General features: G+C 71.2%; 14 protein-coding genes. 6 read left to right on the top strand and 8 right to left on the bottom strand.

Going from position 1 to position 14,217, the window contains the following annotated elements; translation table 11 throughout:
* Positions 1-36: 36 nt before the first annotated feature.
* Positions 37-609, top strand: coding sequence for a hypothetical protein (locus GLX30_RS11855; protein WP_159687119.1), 573 nt, complete (start codon positions 37-39; stop codon positions 607-609).
* Here GLX30_RS11855 and GLX30_RS11850 read toward each other — a convergent pair.
* A complete protein-coding gene (locus tag GLX30_RS11850; RefSeq protein WP_159687114.1) occupies positions 606-1,178 on the bottom strand; it encodes a cob(I)yrinic acid a,c-diamide adenosyltransferase in 573 nt (190 codons plus the stop codon). The genes GLX30_RS11855 and GLX30_RS11850 overlap by 4 nt on opposite strands.
* A gap of 245 nt (positions 1,179-1,423) precedes the next feature.
* Here GLX30_RS11850 and GLX30_RS11845 point away from each other — a divergent pair, with 245 nt between their 5' ends.
* The 3 genes from GLX30_RS11845 to GLX30_RS11835 all read left to right on the top strand — a co-directional run bounded on the left by GLX30_RS11845 (position 1,424) and on the right by GLX30_RS11835 (position 5,610).
* Positions 1,424-2,272, top strand: a complete 849-nt coding sequence (locus tag GLX30_RS11845) for a 3-hydroxyacyl-CoA dehydrogenase family protein (protein ID WP_159687108.1) — start codon at positions 1,424-1,426, stop codon at positions 2,270-2,272.
* A gap of 193 nt (positions 2,273-2,465) precedes the next feature.
* Entirely contained in the window at positions 2,466-2,789 is a 324-nt protein-coding gene (locus GLX30_RS11840) for an STAS domain-containing protein (protein ID WP_018845393.1), read from the top strand.
* A 388-nt stretch (positions 2,790-3,177) separates the two neighbouring features.
* On the top strand, positions 3,178-5,610 hold the full coding sequence (locus GLX30_RS11835) for an ATP-binding protein (RefSeq protein WP_159687105.1): 2,433 nt from the start codon (positions 3,178-3,180) through the stop codon (positions 5,608-5,610).
* 599 nt (positions 5,611-6,209) lie between these two features.
* Here GLX30_RS11835 and nucS read toward each other — a convergent pair.
* Positions 6,210-6,872: an endonuclease NucS gene (gene nucS / locus GLX30_RS11830; RefSeq protein ID WP_208545402.1), complete on the bottom strand. Its 663-nt coding sequence runs from the start codon at positions 6,870-6,872 to the stop codon at positions 6,210-6,212.
* Positions 6,873-7,116: 244 nt separating this feature from the next.
* Here nucS and GLX30_RS11825 point away from each other — a divergent pair, with 244 nt between their 5' ends.
* Positions 7,117-7,509, top strand: a complete 393-nt coding sequence (locus GLX30_RS11825; RefSeq protein WP_005311822.1) for an SCO5389 family protein — start codon at positions 7,117-7,119, stop codon at positions 7,507-7,509.
* A 98-nt stretch (positions 7,510-7,607) separates the two neighbouring features.
* Here GLX30_RS11825 and GLX30_RS11820 read toward each other — a convergent pair whose 3' ends face one another.
* Complete coding sequence (locus GLX30_RS11820; protein WP_159687100.1) at positions 7,608-8,639, bottom strand: LLM class flavin-dependent oxidoreductase; 1,032 nt, start codon at positions 8,637-8,639, stop codon at positions 7,608-7,610.
* 214 nt (positions 8,640-8,853) lie between these two features.
* Here GLX30_RS11820 and GLX30_RS11815 point away from each other — a divergent pair, with 214 nt between their 5' ends.
* Positions 8,854-9,183: an ATP/GTP-binding protein gene (locus GLX30_RS11815; protein WP_159687097.1), complete on the top strand. Its 330-nt coding sequence runs from the start codon at positions 8,854-8,856 to the stop codon at positions 9,181-9,183.
* Between the two features lie 10 nt (positions 9,184-9,193).
* On the opposite strand, the gene GLX30_RS11810 is transcribed toward GLX30_RS11815, so the two are convergent.
* The 5 genes from GLX30_RS11810 to GLX30_RS11790 form a co-directional block, all read right to left on the bottom strand.
* The gene (locus GLX30_RS11810; RefSeq protein WP_159687094.1) at positions 9,194-10,021 is read right to left on the bottom strand and encodes an ABC transporter permease; all 828 of its coding nucleotides are present in this window, start codon (positions 10,019-10,021) and stop codon (positions 9,194-9,196) included.
* Positions 10,018-11,166 carry an ABC transporter ATP-binding protein gene (locus GLX30_RS11805; protein ID WP_159687092.1) on the bottom strand — a complete coding sequence of 383 codons (1,149 nt, stop codon included), beginning with the start codon at positions 11,164-11,166 and terminating at the stop codon, positions 10,018-10,020. Before GLX30_RS11805 ends, GLX30_RS11810 begins: the two co-directional genes overlap by 4 nt.
* Positions 11,167-11,290: 124 nt before the next feature.
* Positions 11,291-12,070, bottom strand: a complete 780-nt coding sequence (locus GLX30_RS11800) for an ABC transporter permease (protein WP_159687089.1) — start codon at positions 12,068-12,070, stop codon at positions 11,291-11,293.
* A 3-nt stretch (positions 12,071-12,073) separates the two neighbouring features.
* Positions 12,074-13,069 (bottom strand): ATP-binding cassette domain-containing protein, encoded by a 996-nt coding sequence (locus GLX30_RS11795; protein ID WP_159687086.1) that lies wholly within the window; start codon positions 13,067-13,069, stop codon positions 12,074-12,076.
* Between the two features lie 175 nt (positions 13,070-13,244).
* Positions 13,245-14,183 carry a cellulose-binding protein gene (locus GLX30_RS11790; protein WP_005311808.1) on the bottom strand — a complete coding sequence of 313 codons (939 nt, stop codon included), beginning with the start codon at positions 14,181-14,183 and terminating at the stop codon, positions 13,245-13,247.
* Positions 14,184-14,217: the final 34 nt, after the last annotated feature.

Genomic DNA, 14,217 nt, shown 5'->3' with positions numbered 1-14,217 from the left:
GCGGCCAGGCTTGGACCGTACGAAGGGAGAGCTGCCGTGATCGTCACGCTGATCGTGATCTGCGAGGTCGGCTTCTGGGTGCTGCTGGCCGCCGGACTGGCCGTCCGCTACCTGCTGAGGATGCCGCGCACAGGCGCCGCGCTGCTGCTGTGCGAACCACTGCTGGAGGTCCTGCTGCTGGTGGTCACGGTGATCGACCTCAAGAACGGCGCCGAGCCGGACTGGAAACACGGCCTGGCCGCCCTCTACATCGGCTACACGGTCGGCCACGGCCACCGCACCGTCAAGTGGCTCGACGGCCATGCCGCGCACCGCCTCGCCGGCGGGCCGCCGCCGGCGAAGCCGCCGCGCCACGGCATGGCCCGCGCCCGGTACGAGGGCCGGATCTGGCTGGGCACGGCGGTGGGAGCGATCGTCGCGACCGTGCTGCTCCAGACCGCGATCTGGTACGTCGGCGACGCCGACCGGACCGGTTCGCTGCGGAGCTGGATGTACGGCGCCTGGCGCGCGGCTGGCATCCACGGCCTGATCGCGCTCACCTACGTGATCTGGCCGAAGAAGGCCCCGGCGGACGAGCAGGAACGCGAACCGGTCCGCGCCGAGCGTTAGCGTTCTCCGCCCGGCACCCACAGCACGTCCCCGACCTCCTTGTTCGCCACCCTGGCGAGAATGAACAGGAGGTCGGAGAGGCGGTTGAGGTACGTAGCCGTCAGCGCGTTCATCGTCTCGCCGTGCACCTCCATCGCCGCCCACGTCGAGCGCTCCGCCCGCCGTACGACCGTGCAGGCCTGGTGCAGCAGCGCTGCGCCCGGGGTGCCGCCCGGAAGGATGAAGCTGCGCAGCTTCTCCAGCTGCTCGAGGAAGCGGTCGCAGTCCGCCTCCAGCTTGTCGATGTACGACTGCTCCACCCGCAGCGGCGGGTACTTCGGATTCTCGACGACCGGCGTGGAGAGGTCCGCCCCCACGTCGAAGAGGTCGTTCTGCACCCGGACGAGGACCTTCACGACCTCCTCGTCCAGCTTCCCCAGGGCGACGGCCGTGCCGATGACCGCGTTGGCCTCGTTGGCGTCGGCGTACGCGGAGATGCGCAGATCGGTCTTGGCGGTGCGGCTCATGTCGCCGAGGGCGGTGGTGCCCTGGTCGCCGGTGCGGGTGTAGATGCGCGTCAGATTGACCATGTGGCCAGCCTAGTTAGGCACCGGGCCGGCGGCAGGCCCGTGTGCCCACCGTCACGGGCGGCGCCGTTCGGCCCGCGGCGCCGAGGACACCCTGGAGCGGGGTCCGCGAAGCGCGAGGGGCCGCTCCGGTGTGATGTCCGTCATCTGAGACGTGACGCGCATCTCTTCGCGGTCACAGGGGCCCCTCACGCCCGCTAATCTCCGGCAGAGAGCGCACATGTAAACAGTCGTTAAGGAGTGCCGCAGTGGCCAGGAAGCTCGCCGTCATCGGTGCCGGACTCATGGGTTCCGGAATCGCGCAGGTCTCTGCCCAGGCAGGCTGGGACGTCGTTCTGCGTGACGTCACCGACGAGGCACTGACCCGCGGCAGGGACGGCATCAAGGCGTCGTACGACAAGTTCGTCTCCAAGGGCAAGCTCGAAGCGGCCGACGCCGACGCGGCGTTGGCGCGGATCACGACCACCACCGACCTCGACGCCGTCGCCGACGCGGACATCGTCGTCGAGGCGGTGTTCGAGAAGCTCGAGGTCAAGCACGAGATCTTCCGCGCCCTCGACAAGCTCGTACGGGACGACGCGGTCCTCGCCTCCAACACCTCCGCCATCCCGATCACCAAGATCGCGGCAGTGACGGAACGCCCGGAGCGCGTCGTCGGCGCCCACTTCTTCTCGCCGGTCCCGATGATGCAGCTGTGCGAGCTGGTGCGCGGCTACAAGACGAGCGACGAAACCCTCGCCACCACGCGCGAGTTCGCCGAGTCGGTCGGCAAGACCTGCATCGTCGTCAACCGCGACGTCGCCGGCTTCGTCACCACCCGCCTCATCTCGGCACTCGTCGTCGAGGCCGCGAAGCTGTACGAATCGGGCGTGGCGAGCGCCGAGGACATCGACATCGCCTGCAAGCTCGGTTTCGGACACGCCATGGGGCCGCTCGCCACCGCCGACCTGACCGGCGTCGACATCCTGCTCCACGCGACGAGCAACATCTACACCGAGTCGCAGGACGAGAAGTTCGCGCCGCCGGAGCTGATGCGCCGGATGGTGGACGCCGGTGACATCGGCCGCAAGAGCGGGCAGGGCTTCTACAAGCACTGACGTCGCCGCAGGCGTTATCGACCGGTTCGACATCACCCGGCGGGGTGAATTCGGTATCGGTTCGCTTACAAGTAGCAACCCCTGCGCCTATGCGGCAGTCAGTTGTTGCAGGACAGAGAAGAACCGAAGAACGGTCAGCCGCACGTCGACACGGGGCCAACACGGGGCACTGTAAGCACACTCGGGAGCGCATATGCACATCAGGGGCGACCACGCCGAGCTGGTCGTCGGGGGCCGCCTCGACGTCCGCAGCGCGGCGGACGCCCGTACGGTCCTGCACTCGGCCGTCGACGACGGAGCCGGCGACCTGGTGCTCGACCTGACCCACCTGGATTCCTGGGACGCCACCGGGCTCGGGGTCATCATGGGGGCGCACCGGCGGGCCGGCAGATGCGGCCGCAGGCTGGTGCTCCGTGGTGTGCCGCCGCAGATGCAGCGACTGCTCGTGGCGACACGGCTGCACCGCATTCTCGCGATCGAGGGCGGCCTCGCTGCGGAATCGCTTCCGCGGGTGTGATCCCCGCCGCCGACGATGACCGGCGCGAGGCCGGCCAGGCGGCGGAGGGGTGGGTGCGGGTACGGCGACGCGGCCGGCCGGCCGACGGCCGTCAAGGCCGCCACGGATGAACCGTCCCGTCGTGCGTGACGGGGGCACGAACAGGGCGAGCAGCCCAATCCTCCTGAGACCGTGACGTCGGGGACGCGCGGCACCCCGAAGGTTTCGCGATGCGCGGCGAACGTCTAGGGTTCGATCGCCTACCCTTTCGACGGACCCATGAGGCGGGCTCCGGACCGAGGCGACAAGGCGTGCAGGAATGCCGGGAGGCACCGCACGCGGCTTCGGCACCAAGGCAGCGATCTTGGCGGCGACAAGGCCGGGCGAACCTGATCTGGGAGCTTTGACCATGGACAACGACAGCTTCGGCGAGGGCGCCGGACCGGTGCGACCGCCGCGCGACGCCATCACGCCCGGACAGTCGACGCCCGCGCCCCGGCGCACGGTCCAGCTCGTCTCCGGCGACTTCCTGCTCACGATCAACCCGGTCGACGGCAGCGAGATCGAACCCTGCCCGCCCGGGGGGCCCGGCCTGGCCGACGGCCAAGGGGGCGAGCAGCCGAGCCGGCCGACCCGCCGGAACGCCGCGCAACGCGCGGAGCTCCTCCGAGCCGCGCAGCCGCCCGTGCCCCCCGGCCCCGCCGCTCCCCGCCCGCCGCTGCTGGAACGCGACGAGGAACTCGCGCGTCTCGTACGGCTCCTCGGCAGCGGCCGGTCCGTCCGCCTCACCGGCCCGGCGGGCTCCGGTCGCAGCTCCCTGCTCGACGCCGTCGCCGCGAAGTGCGGCGCCTTCGCGCCCGACGGGGTCGTACGGCTCAACGGCCACCGCCGCACACCGGCCGAGCTGCTCCAGGAACTTTTCACGGTCGTCTACGACTCGCCGGGCCTGCGCCCCGACCGGAACGCGCTCGCCGGCTTCGTGCGCGACATCGGAGCCGTCGTCGTACTGGACGACCTCGAGTTCGGCGGTGCGTCCCTCGACGAGTTGCTCGACGCCGCACCGGAATGCGCGTTCCTCGTCGCTGCCACCCCGGACGTCGCCGCACCCGGCGCAGGCTCGCACCTCGAAGAGGTCTTCCTCAGCGGCCTCGGCCGCGCCGCAGCGCTCGAACTGCTGCGCAAGGCCGTGGACCGGCCGCTGACGGAGGAGGAATCCAACTGGGCGGGTGATCTCTGGTTCGAGTCGGAGGGCCTGCCCCTGCGGTTCGTCCAGGCGGCCGCGCTGCTGCGCCAGTGCGACGAGCTTCGGGCCGACCCGGAGGCCTTCGAGGAGTTCGCCCCCTTCGCGGCCGCCGGCGGCAAGGACGTACCCCTGCCGTCGCTCGGCGAGGGTGCCGCGCCCGCCTCGCTGCTCGCCTCACGGCTCAGCGAGTCGGCGAGGCAGACCCTGCGTTTCGCGGTCGCCCTCGGCGGCGAGGTGCCGCACCAGGCCCATCTGCCGGCCCTCGTCGGGGACACCCACGCCGACGCCGCCCTCGGCGAACTGATGAGCTGCGGACTGCTCTCCCCGGCCGGCCCGCGTTACCGGCTGGCGGCCGGTGTGCTCGCCCAGCTCCGCGAGAAGGGCTACGACGAGGACGCCGCCGGCCACGCGCACACCGCCGCCCAGCACTACGCCTGGTGGGCCGGGCACCCGTCCGTCACCCCCGAGCGGGCCGTGGCGGAGGCGGACGCCGTGCTGGCCGCCCTGAGTGTCCTGGTGCCCGGCCGGGACGCCGGCCATCCCAGTACGGCCGTGCTGCTCGCCCGCAGCGCCGCGCCCGCGTTCGCCGCCGGACGGCAGTGGGCCGCCTGGGAGCGGGCCCTGCGGATGGGCTCCGAGGCCGCCCGCATTGCCGGTGAGGTCGCCGAAGAAGCCTACTTCCACCACGAGTTGGGCGTCCTCGCGCTGTGCACCGGGAACGTGGACCGGGCCAGGGCCGAGCTCGAGGCGTCGATCGGCATGCGCGGCGCGCTCGCCGACAAGAGCGGCACCGTCGCCGGACGCCGGGCCCTGGCGCTCGTCGCCGACCGTGAGTCCGGGCTGGTGCCCGCGGCGCCGGCTGTCGCGGGCGGGGCGGGGCCCGTGTCGCCCCCGAGGGGCTTCCCCGGTTCGGCGCTGACGAAGCGGCTGCCGCGGACCGGCGCGCAAAACCTGGGCACCGCCGCACCGGTGGCGGGTCACCAGCAGGAGACTGCGGCGGACGGCTCCGAGCGCCCGGCGGGCCGCGGCGCGGCCATCCTCATGGGCGCCCGCCGCAACCTCGTCGCCACGGGAGCGGGGGCGCTGCTCGCGGTGGTCCTCGGCACGGTGGTCACCCTGGGCATGACCTCCGACCAGGAGGAGCCGCCCGCGAGTGACGTACGCAACGGCCAGCCGGTGAACGAGGACGACGTCGACGACGACTGGACCGCCGAGGACCCGACGGCCGACGTCTCCGACGATCCGTCGAAGGAGAAGGACGACGCCAAGCCGACGGGGTCGTCCTCGTCGGCCACGACGCCCGCGTCGACGGGCCGCCCGCCCGAAACGGGGGAGGCGCCGTCGCCGAGCTCGTCGCGGCCCACGAGTCCTTCGGACTCGCGGCCGCCGTCGAGTCCGAAGCCGCCGTCGAGCCCCAAGCCTCCGCCGACCGCGAAGCCGCCGACGCTCCCGACGGAGTCCGAGACCCCCACCCCGACCCCGACTCCGACGCCCTCGCAGACGTCCACGGCCCCGGGCGGCAGCGCGTCCGCGAGCGAGCCGAGCGAAGCGACGATGACGAGCGGCGGGGCGCCTTCCGCGTCGCCGTCGATCATCTGACCCGGCCGCGCCGCGGCGCGGCCGGCGCGGGGCACCCCCGCCCCCTCCCTGGAGCCTGACGGGGCCGGGGCTGCGCCCCGCCTCCCTTTGACCGGGCTGGGCCTGTGCCGCGAAGCGCGGCCGGGCTGCGCCTCGAAGCCCGGACAGGACTGGAGCCGGCAGCAACCCCCTGACGGGGCCTGGGCTGCACCCGGCACCCTTGACCGGGGCTGCGCCTGTGCCGCGAAGCGGGGCCGGGCTGCGCCCCGAAGCCCGGAGAGGCGCTGGAGCTGAGCACCCAACCCTGTCGGGGCCGGCTGCGCCCGGAAGCGGGGGCCGGGCCCGCGGAACCCCCGATGGGCCCGGGGCGCTCCGGCATGGGCTCGGGGCTGCGCCAGGAAACGGGGACGGGCCCTGAAACTCGCAGGGGCCGGGCTGCGCCACCACCCCCTTGACGGGGGCTCCACGCCGCTCGGCGACGCCCGGCGTGGCCGCGCAGGGCGTCGCGGTCTCCCGGGGGAGGGTGCGTCCCGGCGGGACGTACGGCCGGGCCGCACCGGACGTCGGCCCGCGAGGGCGGCGCGCGCCTTCCAGGCACCGCCCCGGCGGGCGCGGTGGCGTCAGAACAGGCGGAGCTTGTCGTCCTCGATGCCGCGCATCGCGTTGTAGTCCAGGACCACGCAGCCGATGCCGCGGTCCGTCGCCAGGACCCGGGCCTGGGGCTTGATCTCCTGGGCCGCGAACACGCCCTTCACGGGCGCCAGGTGCGGGTCGCGGTTGAGGAGTTCCAGGTAGCGGGTGAGCTGCTCCACGCCGTCGATCTCGCCGCGGCGCTTGATCTCCACCGCCACCGTCGCGCCGTCGGCGTCGCGGCAGAGGATGTCCACCGGGCCGATGGCCGTGGGGTATTCACGGCGGATGAGGCTGTACCCCGCGCCAAGTGTCTCGATCCGGTCGGCGAGGAGCTCCTGGAGGTGCGCTTCCACGCCGTCCTTGATGAGGCCGGGGTCGACGCCGAGCTCGTGCGACGAATCGTGGAGGACTTCCTCCATCGTAATGATCAGTTTCTCGCCCGCTTTGTTCACGACGGTCCAGACGCTGTCGTCGCCCTCCTTCAATGTGCAGGGAGGGGACATCCAGTTCAGCGGTTTGTACGCCCTGTCGTCGGCGTGGATGGAGACACTGCCGTCCGCCTTGACCAGGATCAAACGGGGGGCGGAGGGCAGGTGGGCGGTGAGCCGGCCGGCGTAGTCCACGGAGCAGCGGGCGATGACGAGACGCATGGTCCGCAACGCTACTCGACGGACGCCGCGCTGCGCGATTCGCCCCGGAAGCGCCCTTCGTTATTTGGCCGGTTGTGTGCCCAATCTCCTGGTGCGCTCAAGTCGGCGCACTTACCGTGGAAGACAGGAGGTCGTCGGCCGTGCACTCTGCGTCGCCGTACAGCATTGGTATGCCGTCGTTCGGTCCACTTCCTCCTTCCCTGCCCGTAAGGCCCCGTTTCTCGGGGTCGCGAGAGGAGAACCCATGTCGCTCGACGTCTCACCGGCGCTGTTGGAACAGGCCGAGCGAGGCGAGGTCGACGAAGCAGCTTTCGTCGACTGCGTCCGGACCTCCCTGCCCTACGCATGGGAGATGATCAGTTCTCTGGTGGCTCAGCTGAAGGTGGACGGCGGCGAGTTCGCCGACAACCAGACGCCCCCGCCGGACGAGCAGGCACGTGGTCAGCTGCTGCGCGCGCTCGCGAGTGACGCGATTCGCGGCGCGCTCCAGCGGCACTTCGGAGTGCGACTGGCATTCCAGAACTGCCACCGCGTCGCGGTGTTCCCGCTGGACCCCTCGGTCGACGAGCGGCTCGCCCGCTTCACCTCGATACGGGGCCAGTTGCTCAATCAGTCGCCCGAACTTCGCGACTGCTGAAGTCTTCTGCTGCCGCTCCGCATCATTGGAGGTGCACAGATGTCGGAGCGGCGGCACCGTCGGAACCGGAACCTCGCAACCTTGGACACGGTCGAGCGTCAATCGAGCAGGGGCAGCACTTCCGTGCCCAGCCGCCGGACGTTCTCCTCGGTGGTGGCGAGGTCACCGGAGCCCTCCGCGAGCAGCGCGAAGCGTGTGATGCCGGTGCGCTCCGCGGTCGCCGCAAGGCGGTCCGCGGCCAGGCGCGGCGGCCCCACCGGATGCAAGGAACAGAGCAGCTCCGTGTACGCGACGGGGTCGCGCATCGCGCGGTGCCGTCCGTCGACCGTCACATGCGCGTCCAGGCCCTGCTTCAGCCAGCCGGGCATCGCCTTGACGAGGGTCTCCGCCGCCTCGTCGGCGCGGTCGGCGATCTGGACGACGCCGGCCGACACATGCCCGGCCGTGGCGACCTGCTCGGCCGGGTGTCCCGCGGAGAGGGCGTACGTACGCCACAGGGCGACCATGTCCGCCTTCTCCTGGTCGCCGCAGTGCATGCCGAGCAGCATCGGCAGGCCTCGCTCCGCCGCGAGCCTGACGCTCTGCGGGGACGTGCACGCGACGACCACCTCGGGTCCCTCGGGCGGCCCGTCGATCACCTCGTCGGGGCGCGGGACGACCGGGACCTCCCGGAAGGAGAACCGTTCGCCCTGCGTGCCGACGCGGGGCTCGCGCAGCCACCGCAGCAGCAGGTCCAGGGATTCGGGGAAGCCCTGCTCGTACGCGGCCAGGCCGGCGCCGAACACCTCCAGGTCGACCCACGGTCCGCCGCGTCCCACCCCGAGGGTGAACCGCCCGCCGGACGTGAGATGCAGCAGTGCGGCCTGCTCGCCCAGCGCCACGGGATGCGCGGTCGGCAGCACGCTCACCGCCGTGCCCACACGGATCCGGCGGGTGCGGCCGAGCAGCAGCGCCGCGAGGGTCACGGCGGACGGGCACACCCCGTACGGCACGAAGTGGTGCTCGGCCAGCCACACGGCGTCGAGGCCCGCTTCCTCCGCCACCTCGGCGGAACGCACCGCCCGGTGCAGGGCCTCCCCCTGTCCTTGGCCCGGGAACTGGGCCGCCAGTACGAACGTTCCAACGCGCATCGCCTTCTGCCTCCTTGCGGCCGACGCGTCACTCCCCCTACAGGCAACAACGCCTGACACGTGCCAAAGGCACGGGCAGACGTGAAGTTGTTGCGATTTTCCGGTAACTGGCCCTGATGCAGGACGCGAGCGCACCCGTGGGAGGGACAGGCGCCCGGGCCCGGGCCCGTACGCTGTACGGGCAACTGTCCTGACTTGCCCCGTGAGGTGTCACGTGTCCCCGCGCCGCAACCGCCCCCGAGGCGGCGATAAGCCCATCGAGCGAGCGAGCGACCCCGCAGGCCGGTACGGCGGTTTCGGCGGCAGCGAGTCCTGGCAGGGCGAGGAGTGGTCGGTGCGCCATGTCGCGGGTGCGAGCGCCGCCGGCAAGCGGTACCGCTGCCCCGGATGCGATCAGGAGATCGCCTCGGGCATGCCCCACGTGGTCGCCTGGCCCGAGCACGGCGGCGTGGAAGACCGCCGCCACTGGCACAAGGCCTGCTGGAACGCGAAGGACCGCCGCACCACGAAGGTGCAGCGGTCCAGGAACGCGCCGAAGTACTGAACGCGCGCGGTCAGACGTCCCGGCTGCTCATCGTCGCGTACGCCCCGCCGAGCGCCACGAGTGAGAGGCCGAGCATGATCCACACCGGCTCCCAGCCGAGGGGACCGGAGGACCCGCCCGACGCGGCCTCGCCGTAGATGCCGATGAGCTGGCTCGGGATGGCCCACTCCAGCAGGAACTGCTGCAGGTCCTGGAGCGACTCGGAGAACATGAACATCGCCGCCACCAGCGGCAGCAGCATCACACCGATCATGGTGGTGATCGCACCGGCCGAGTGCCGGATCATGGCGCCCACGGCCAGCGACAGCAGCCCGAGCGAGGCGATGTAGAGGCCCACGCCGACGGAGGCGCGCAGCCATTCGTCACCGGTGGGCTCGACCGCCTCCACCATCGCGTTCTGGATGACCGCGACGAGGCCCGCGACCAGGGTGGTGATCGTGAGGACCAGCAGGAAGAAGACGGCGGCCTTGGCCGCCAGCACCCGGCCGCGGCTCGGGCAGGCCGTCAGCGTCGTACGGATCATGCCGGTGCTGTACTCGGACGCGATGGTGAGCACGCCCAGGGTCATCACACAGATCGAGCCGGGCAGGACGCCGAAGAAGCCCATACCGAGGGCGGACGAGTCCCCGAGGCCGGCCGATTCGCCGGCGGCCGCGACGAGCGCGGCGACCCCGAGACCGATGCCGAGCATCAGCACGATCATCACGCCCAGCGTCCACATCGTGGAGCGCACGGAACGGATCTTCGTCCACTCCGACAGGAGCGCGTCACCGAGGCTGGCCCCGCGCACCGGGATCGGGGAGGCGTACGAGCCGGGCTGCTGGTAGGGAGTGGTCATCGTGCGTCCTCGGGCTTGGTCAGGTCGGCGGGGGCGGCCGCCGGGGGAGCGGGGGCCTCGGCCGGGGCGGCGGCGGGCGGTGCGGCCGGCGCCGGCGCCGCGTACGGGTTCTGGCCGGGGTGGGGCGGCGGCGGGGCGTAGAACCCCTGCTGCGGCACCTCGGGGATGTGCGGCTGCGGCGGGACGTGTCCCATCGGCGGCTGCTGCATGAGCCCGGACTTCTCGTCCGCCGTCGAGCGGTAGTCCACCGCACCCTGCGTCATCCGCATGTACGCCTCCTCCAGGGAGGCCTGGTGCGGCGACAGCTCCCACAGCCGTACGTCCGCGTCGTGCGCCAGGTCGCTGATGCGGGGCAGCGGCAGGCCGGTCACCCGCAGCGCGCCGTCCGGCTCCGGCATCACCTGGCCGCCCGCCTCGGTCAGGGCGGCGAGGAGCTTCTCGCGCTGCTCGGGCTCCGTCTGCGGGGTACGGACCCGGGCGAAGTCCGCCGAGTTGTGGGAGATGAAGTCCTTCACGCTCATGTCCGCCATGAGCTGACCGCGTCCGATCACGATCAGATGGTCGGCGGTGAGGGCCATCTCGCTCATCAGGTGCGAGGAGACGAAGACCGTACGGCCCTCGGCGGCCAGCTGCTTCATCAGGTTGCGCACCCAGAGGATGCCCTCGGGGTCGAGGCCGTTGACCGGCTCGTCGAAGAGCAGAACCTGAGGGTCGCCCAGCAGAGCGGCGGCGATGCCGAGCCGCTGCCCCATGCCGAGCGAGAAGCCCTTGGAGCGCCTCTTCGCCACGCCCTGGAGGCCCACGACGCCGAGCACCTCGTCGACCCGGCGGTCCGGGATGCCGGAGAGCTGGGCGAGCGACAGCAGGTGGTTGCGGGCGGTGCGGCCGCCGTGCACCGCCTTGGCGTCGAGCAGCGCGCCGACCTGGCGGGGCGCGTTCGGCAGCTGCCGGAACGGGAGCCCGCCGATGGTGACCTGGCCCGATGTCGGCCGGTCGAGGCCGAGGATCATGCGCATGGTCGTGGACTTGCCCGCGCCGTTGGGGCCGAGGAATCCGGTGACGGCGCCCGGCCGCACCTGGAAGGAAAGGTTGTACACGGCCGTCTTGGCGCCATAGCGCTTCGTCAGGCCGACTGCCTCGATCATTCTCCAGCCCCATCGACTTTCGGGTCGTCGGGGCACAGGCGGTGCAGCCGTACGCCCCCGTAAGTGCTAGGAGGATAGCCGGGCCCCGATGGTTCCGCCCAAGCAGATACGGCTACGGGCCCTTTCAGGCGTCCCGTTTCCTCAGCACGAGGAAGCCGCCGAGGAGCGCCGCGGCCACCCACAGCAGCATGATGCCCAGGCCGCCCCAAGGGCCGTAAGGGGAGTCCCCGCTGTTCATGGCGTTCGGGACCACCTGCATGATCTTGGCGCCGGCCTGGTCGGGGAAGTAGCGTGCGACCTCCTTGGCGCCCGGTACCGCGGAGAGGATCTGCGAGACCAGGAAGAAGAACGGCATCAGGATGCCCAGCGAGAGCATCGAGCTGCGCAGCATCGTGGCGACGCCCATCGAGAAGAGCGCGATCAGACCCATGTAGATGCCGCCGCCGAAGACGGCCCGCAGCACGTTCTCCTCGCCGATCGTGGTGCGGTGCTCGCCGAGCAGCGCCTGGCCGATGAAGAACGTGAGGAAGCTGGTCGCCATCCCGACCACGAACGCCAGCAACCCGGCCACCGCGATCTTGCTGAAGATGAACGTGCCGCGCTGCGGCACGGCGGCGAGCGAGGTGCGGATCATGCCCGAGCTGTACTCGGTGCCGACGACGAGAACACCGAAGACGACCATCGCGAGCTGCCCGAGCACCATCCCGGAGAAGCTGATGAGGGTCGGGTCGAAGGTCAGCCGCTCGGCGTCCGGCAGATCGTCGAACGTGGCGTTCATCAGGGCGCACAGGGCCGCGCCCATCGCGACGGTCACGGCGAGCGCACTGATCAGTGTCCAGCGCGTGGAGGAGACCGTACGGATCTTGGTCCACTCGGACTGGAGGACGGCGGGTACGGATGCCATCGGTCAGGCTCCCTCTTTGCGCGGGGCCCACTGGGGGGCGCCGTGGCCGGACGGCGGGGTTCGGGGGCCGGGCGGTGGTGGTGCGCCCCCGCCGGTGGAATGCGCGTGGTACTCCACCGAGCCGGCGGTCATCTGCATGAACGCCTCCTCGAGCGAGGCGCGTTGGGCACTGAGTTCGTGGAGCACGATCCGGTGTTCGGCGGCGAGCTCGCCGAGCTGCTCGGTGCTCGCGCCGTCGACCTCCAGCGTGCCGTTGTCCGTCTCGACGACCGTCATACCCGCCCGGTGCAGGGCGTCCCGCAGCTCTTCCTGCTGGGGGGAGCGGAGCCGCACATAACTGCGCGAGTTCTGCTGGATGAAATCGGCCATCGAGGTGTCGGCCAGCAGCTTGCCCTGGCCGATCACGATCAAGTGATCGGCGGTCAGGGCCATTTCGCTCATGAGATGAGAAGAAACGAAGATCGTCCGGCCTTCTTGCGCGAGGGCTTTCATCAGATTGCGGATCCAGTGAATTCCCTCGGGGTCCAGACCATTGACCGGTTCGTCGAACATCAGGATCTCGGGATCACCGAGCAGCGCCGACGCGATTCCCAGCCGCTGACCCATCCCCATGGAGAAGCCCTTCGACTTCTTCCGCGCGACCGGTGTCAGTCCCACCACGTCGAGGACCTCGGCGACCCGGCTCCGCGGGATGCGGTTCGCCTGGGCCAGGCAGAGCAGGTTGTTGTACGCGCTGCGGCCGCCGTGCATCGCCTTGGCGTCGAGCAGCGCCCCGATGTACTTCAGCGGCTCTTCGAGCTCGCGGTAGTGCCGGCCGTCGATCCTGACGGTGCCACTGGTGGGATTGTCGAGATCGAGCATCATCCGCATCGTCGTCGACTTGCCCGCCCCGTTGGGGCCGAGGAACCCGGTCACCATCCCCGGGCGCACCTTGAAGGAGAGATGGTCGACCGCGACCTTGCTGCCGAAGTGTTTGGTGAGACCCTCGAGCTCGATCATGCGTTCACGCTACGGGGGCAAGGAAGCGTCCGCCACCGGGTTCCGGGAAGGGAACGAGTCCCTTCCGCATCAGGGTGACACCGCCGGGCAACAGGGTGACGGGCAGGGGCCGGACGCACCGGTGCCCGGTGCCTGAACGGCACCGGGCACCGGTCGAGAACCGCCGGAGGGAGCGTCAGCGGGACTGCTGCGCCGGGACTCCACGGGAGATCGGCTCGTCGTCGGCGGGCGTGCCCGCCGCGGCGACCGCGGCACCGGTCAGCGTGGCCAGCATCTCGCGGACGTTGGTCAGCTGGGCGTTGATCGAGTCGCGGCGGTTGGTGAGCGCCGCCAGCTCGCGCTCCGATTCGCTGCGGATCCGGTCGGCCTTGGCGTTGGCGTCGGCCACGATGTCCTCGGCCTGGCGCTGCGCGGTCTCCACCGTCTGACGGGCACGGCGCTCCGCGTCCGTACGCAGCTTCTCGGCCTCGAGGCGCAGCTGCTCGGCACGGTGCTCGATCTCCGCGAGACGCTTCTCCGCCTTCGCCTGACGGGACGCCAGGTCCCGCTCCGACTGCTCCCGGCGCTTGGCGAGGTTGGTCTCGAAGTCCGCGGCGGCCTGGGCGGCCTTGGCGCGGGTCTCCTCGAAGAGCGCGTCCGCCTCCTCCCGCTTGGACTGCGCGTCCTTCTGGGCCTCGCTGCGCAGCGTCTGGGCGTCGCCCTTCGCCTTCTCGACGATGCGGATGCCCTCGTCCTCCGCCTTCGCCTTGCGCTCGGAGGCGAACGACTCGGCGTCGTTGCGCACCTGCTGGGCGGCGGACTCGGCGAGCTCACGGTGCTGCTCGGCGGCGCGACGGGCCTCCTCGCGCAGGTCCTTCGCCTCCTCCTCGGCGAGGCGGAGGATCTTCTCGACACGCGCACCGAGACCCGCGTACGACGGCTCGGCGTCGTTGACCTGGGCCTGGGCGTTCTGCGTCTCGAGGTGGAGCTCCTCGATGCGCTTTTCCAGAGAGGTGATTCGGGCCAGAGCACTATCACGGTCGGCGACGAGTTTGGTAATGCGGTCGTCCACCTGACCGCGGTCGTAACCACGCCGCACGAGCTCGAAGCCGAAGGGGGAGGAAGTGTCGCTCATGGGGTTCCTGTCAATGAGACCGGTGAGGTGTTAG

The sequence above is a fragment of the Streptomyces sp. Tu 2975 genome (assembly GCF_009832925.1).
GTDB lineage: Bacteria > Actinomycetota > Actinomycetes > Streptomycetales > Streptomycetaceae > Streptomyces.
Note: the sequence above shows the minus strand (reverse complement) of the source record. Positions and strands in the feature narration are given on the sequence as shown.

Excerpts from the sequence above, each read along its gene's own strand:
- GLX30_RS11850 (WP_159687114.1), bottom strand. The coding sequence starts at position 1,178 with ATGGTCAATCTGACGCGCATCTACACCCGCACCGGCGACCAGGGCACC.
- GLX30_RS11835 (WP_159687105.1), top strand. The coding sequence starts at position 3,178 with ATGGACAACGACAGCTTCGGCGAGGGCGCCGGACCGGTGCGACCGCCG.
- GLX30_RS11840 (WP_018845393.1), top strand. The coding sequence starts at position 2,466 with ATGCACATCAGGGGCGACCACGCCGAGCTGGTCGTCGGGGGCCGCCTC.
- GLX30_RS11790 (WP_005311808.1), bottom strand. The coding sequence starts at position 14,183 with ATGAGCGACACTTCCTCCCCCTTCGGCTTCGAGCTCGTGCGGCGTGGT.
- GLX30_RS11820 (WP_159687100.1), bottom strand. The coding sequence starts at position 8,639 with ATGCGCGTTGGAACGTTCGTACTGGCGGCCCAGTTCCCGGGCCAAGGA.
- GLX30_RS11810 (WP_159687094.1), bottom strand. The coding sequence starts at position 10,021 with ATGACCACTCCCTACCAGCAGCCCGGCTCGTACGCCTCCCCGATCCCG.
- GLX30_RS11825 (WP_005311822.1), top strand. The coding sequence starts at position 7,117 with ATGTCGCTCGACGTCTCACCGGCGCTGTTGGAACAGGCCGAGCGAGGC.
- GLX30_RS11795 (WP_159687086.1), bottom strand. The coding sequence starts at position 13,069 with ATGATCGAGCTCGAGGGTCTCACCAAACACTTCGGCAGCAAGGTCGCG.
- GLX30_RS11800 (WP_159687089.1), bottom strand. The coding sequence starts at position 12,070 with ATGGCATCCGTACCCGCCGTCCTCCAGTCCGAGTGGACCAAGATCCGT.
- GLX30_RS11805 (WP_159687092.1), bottom strand. The coding sequence starts at position 11,166 with ATGATCGAGGCAGTCGGCCTGACGAAGCGCTATGGCGCCAAGACGGCC.
- nucS (WP_208545402.1), bottom strand. The coding sequence starts at position 6,872 with ATGCGTCTCGTCATCGCCCGCTGCTCCGTGGACTACGCCGGCCGGCTC.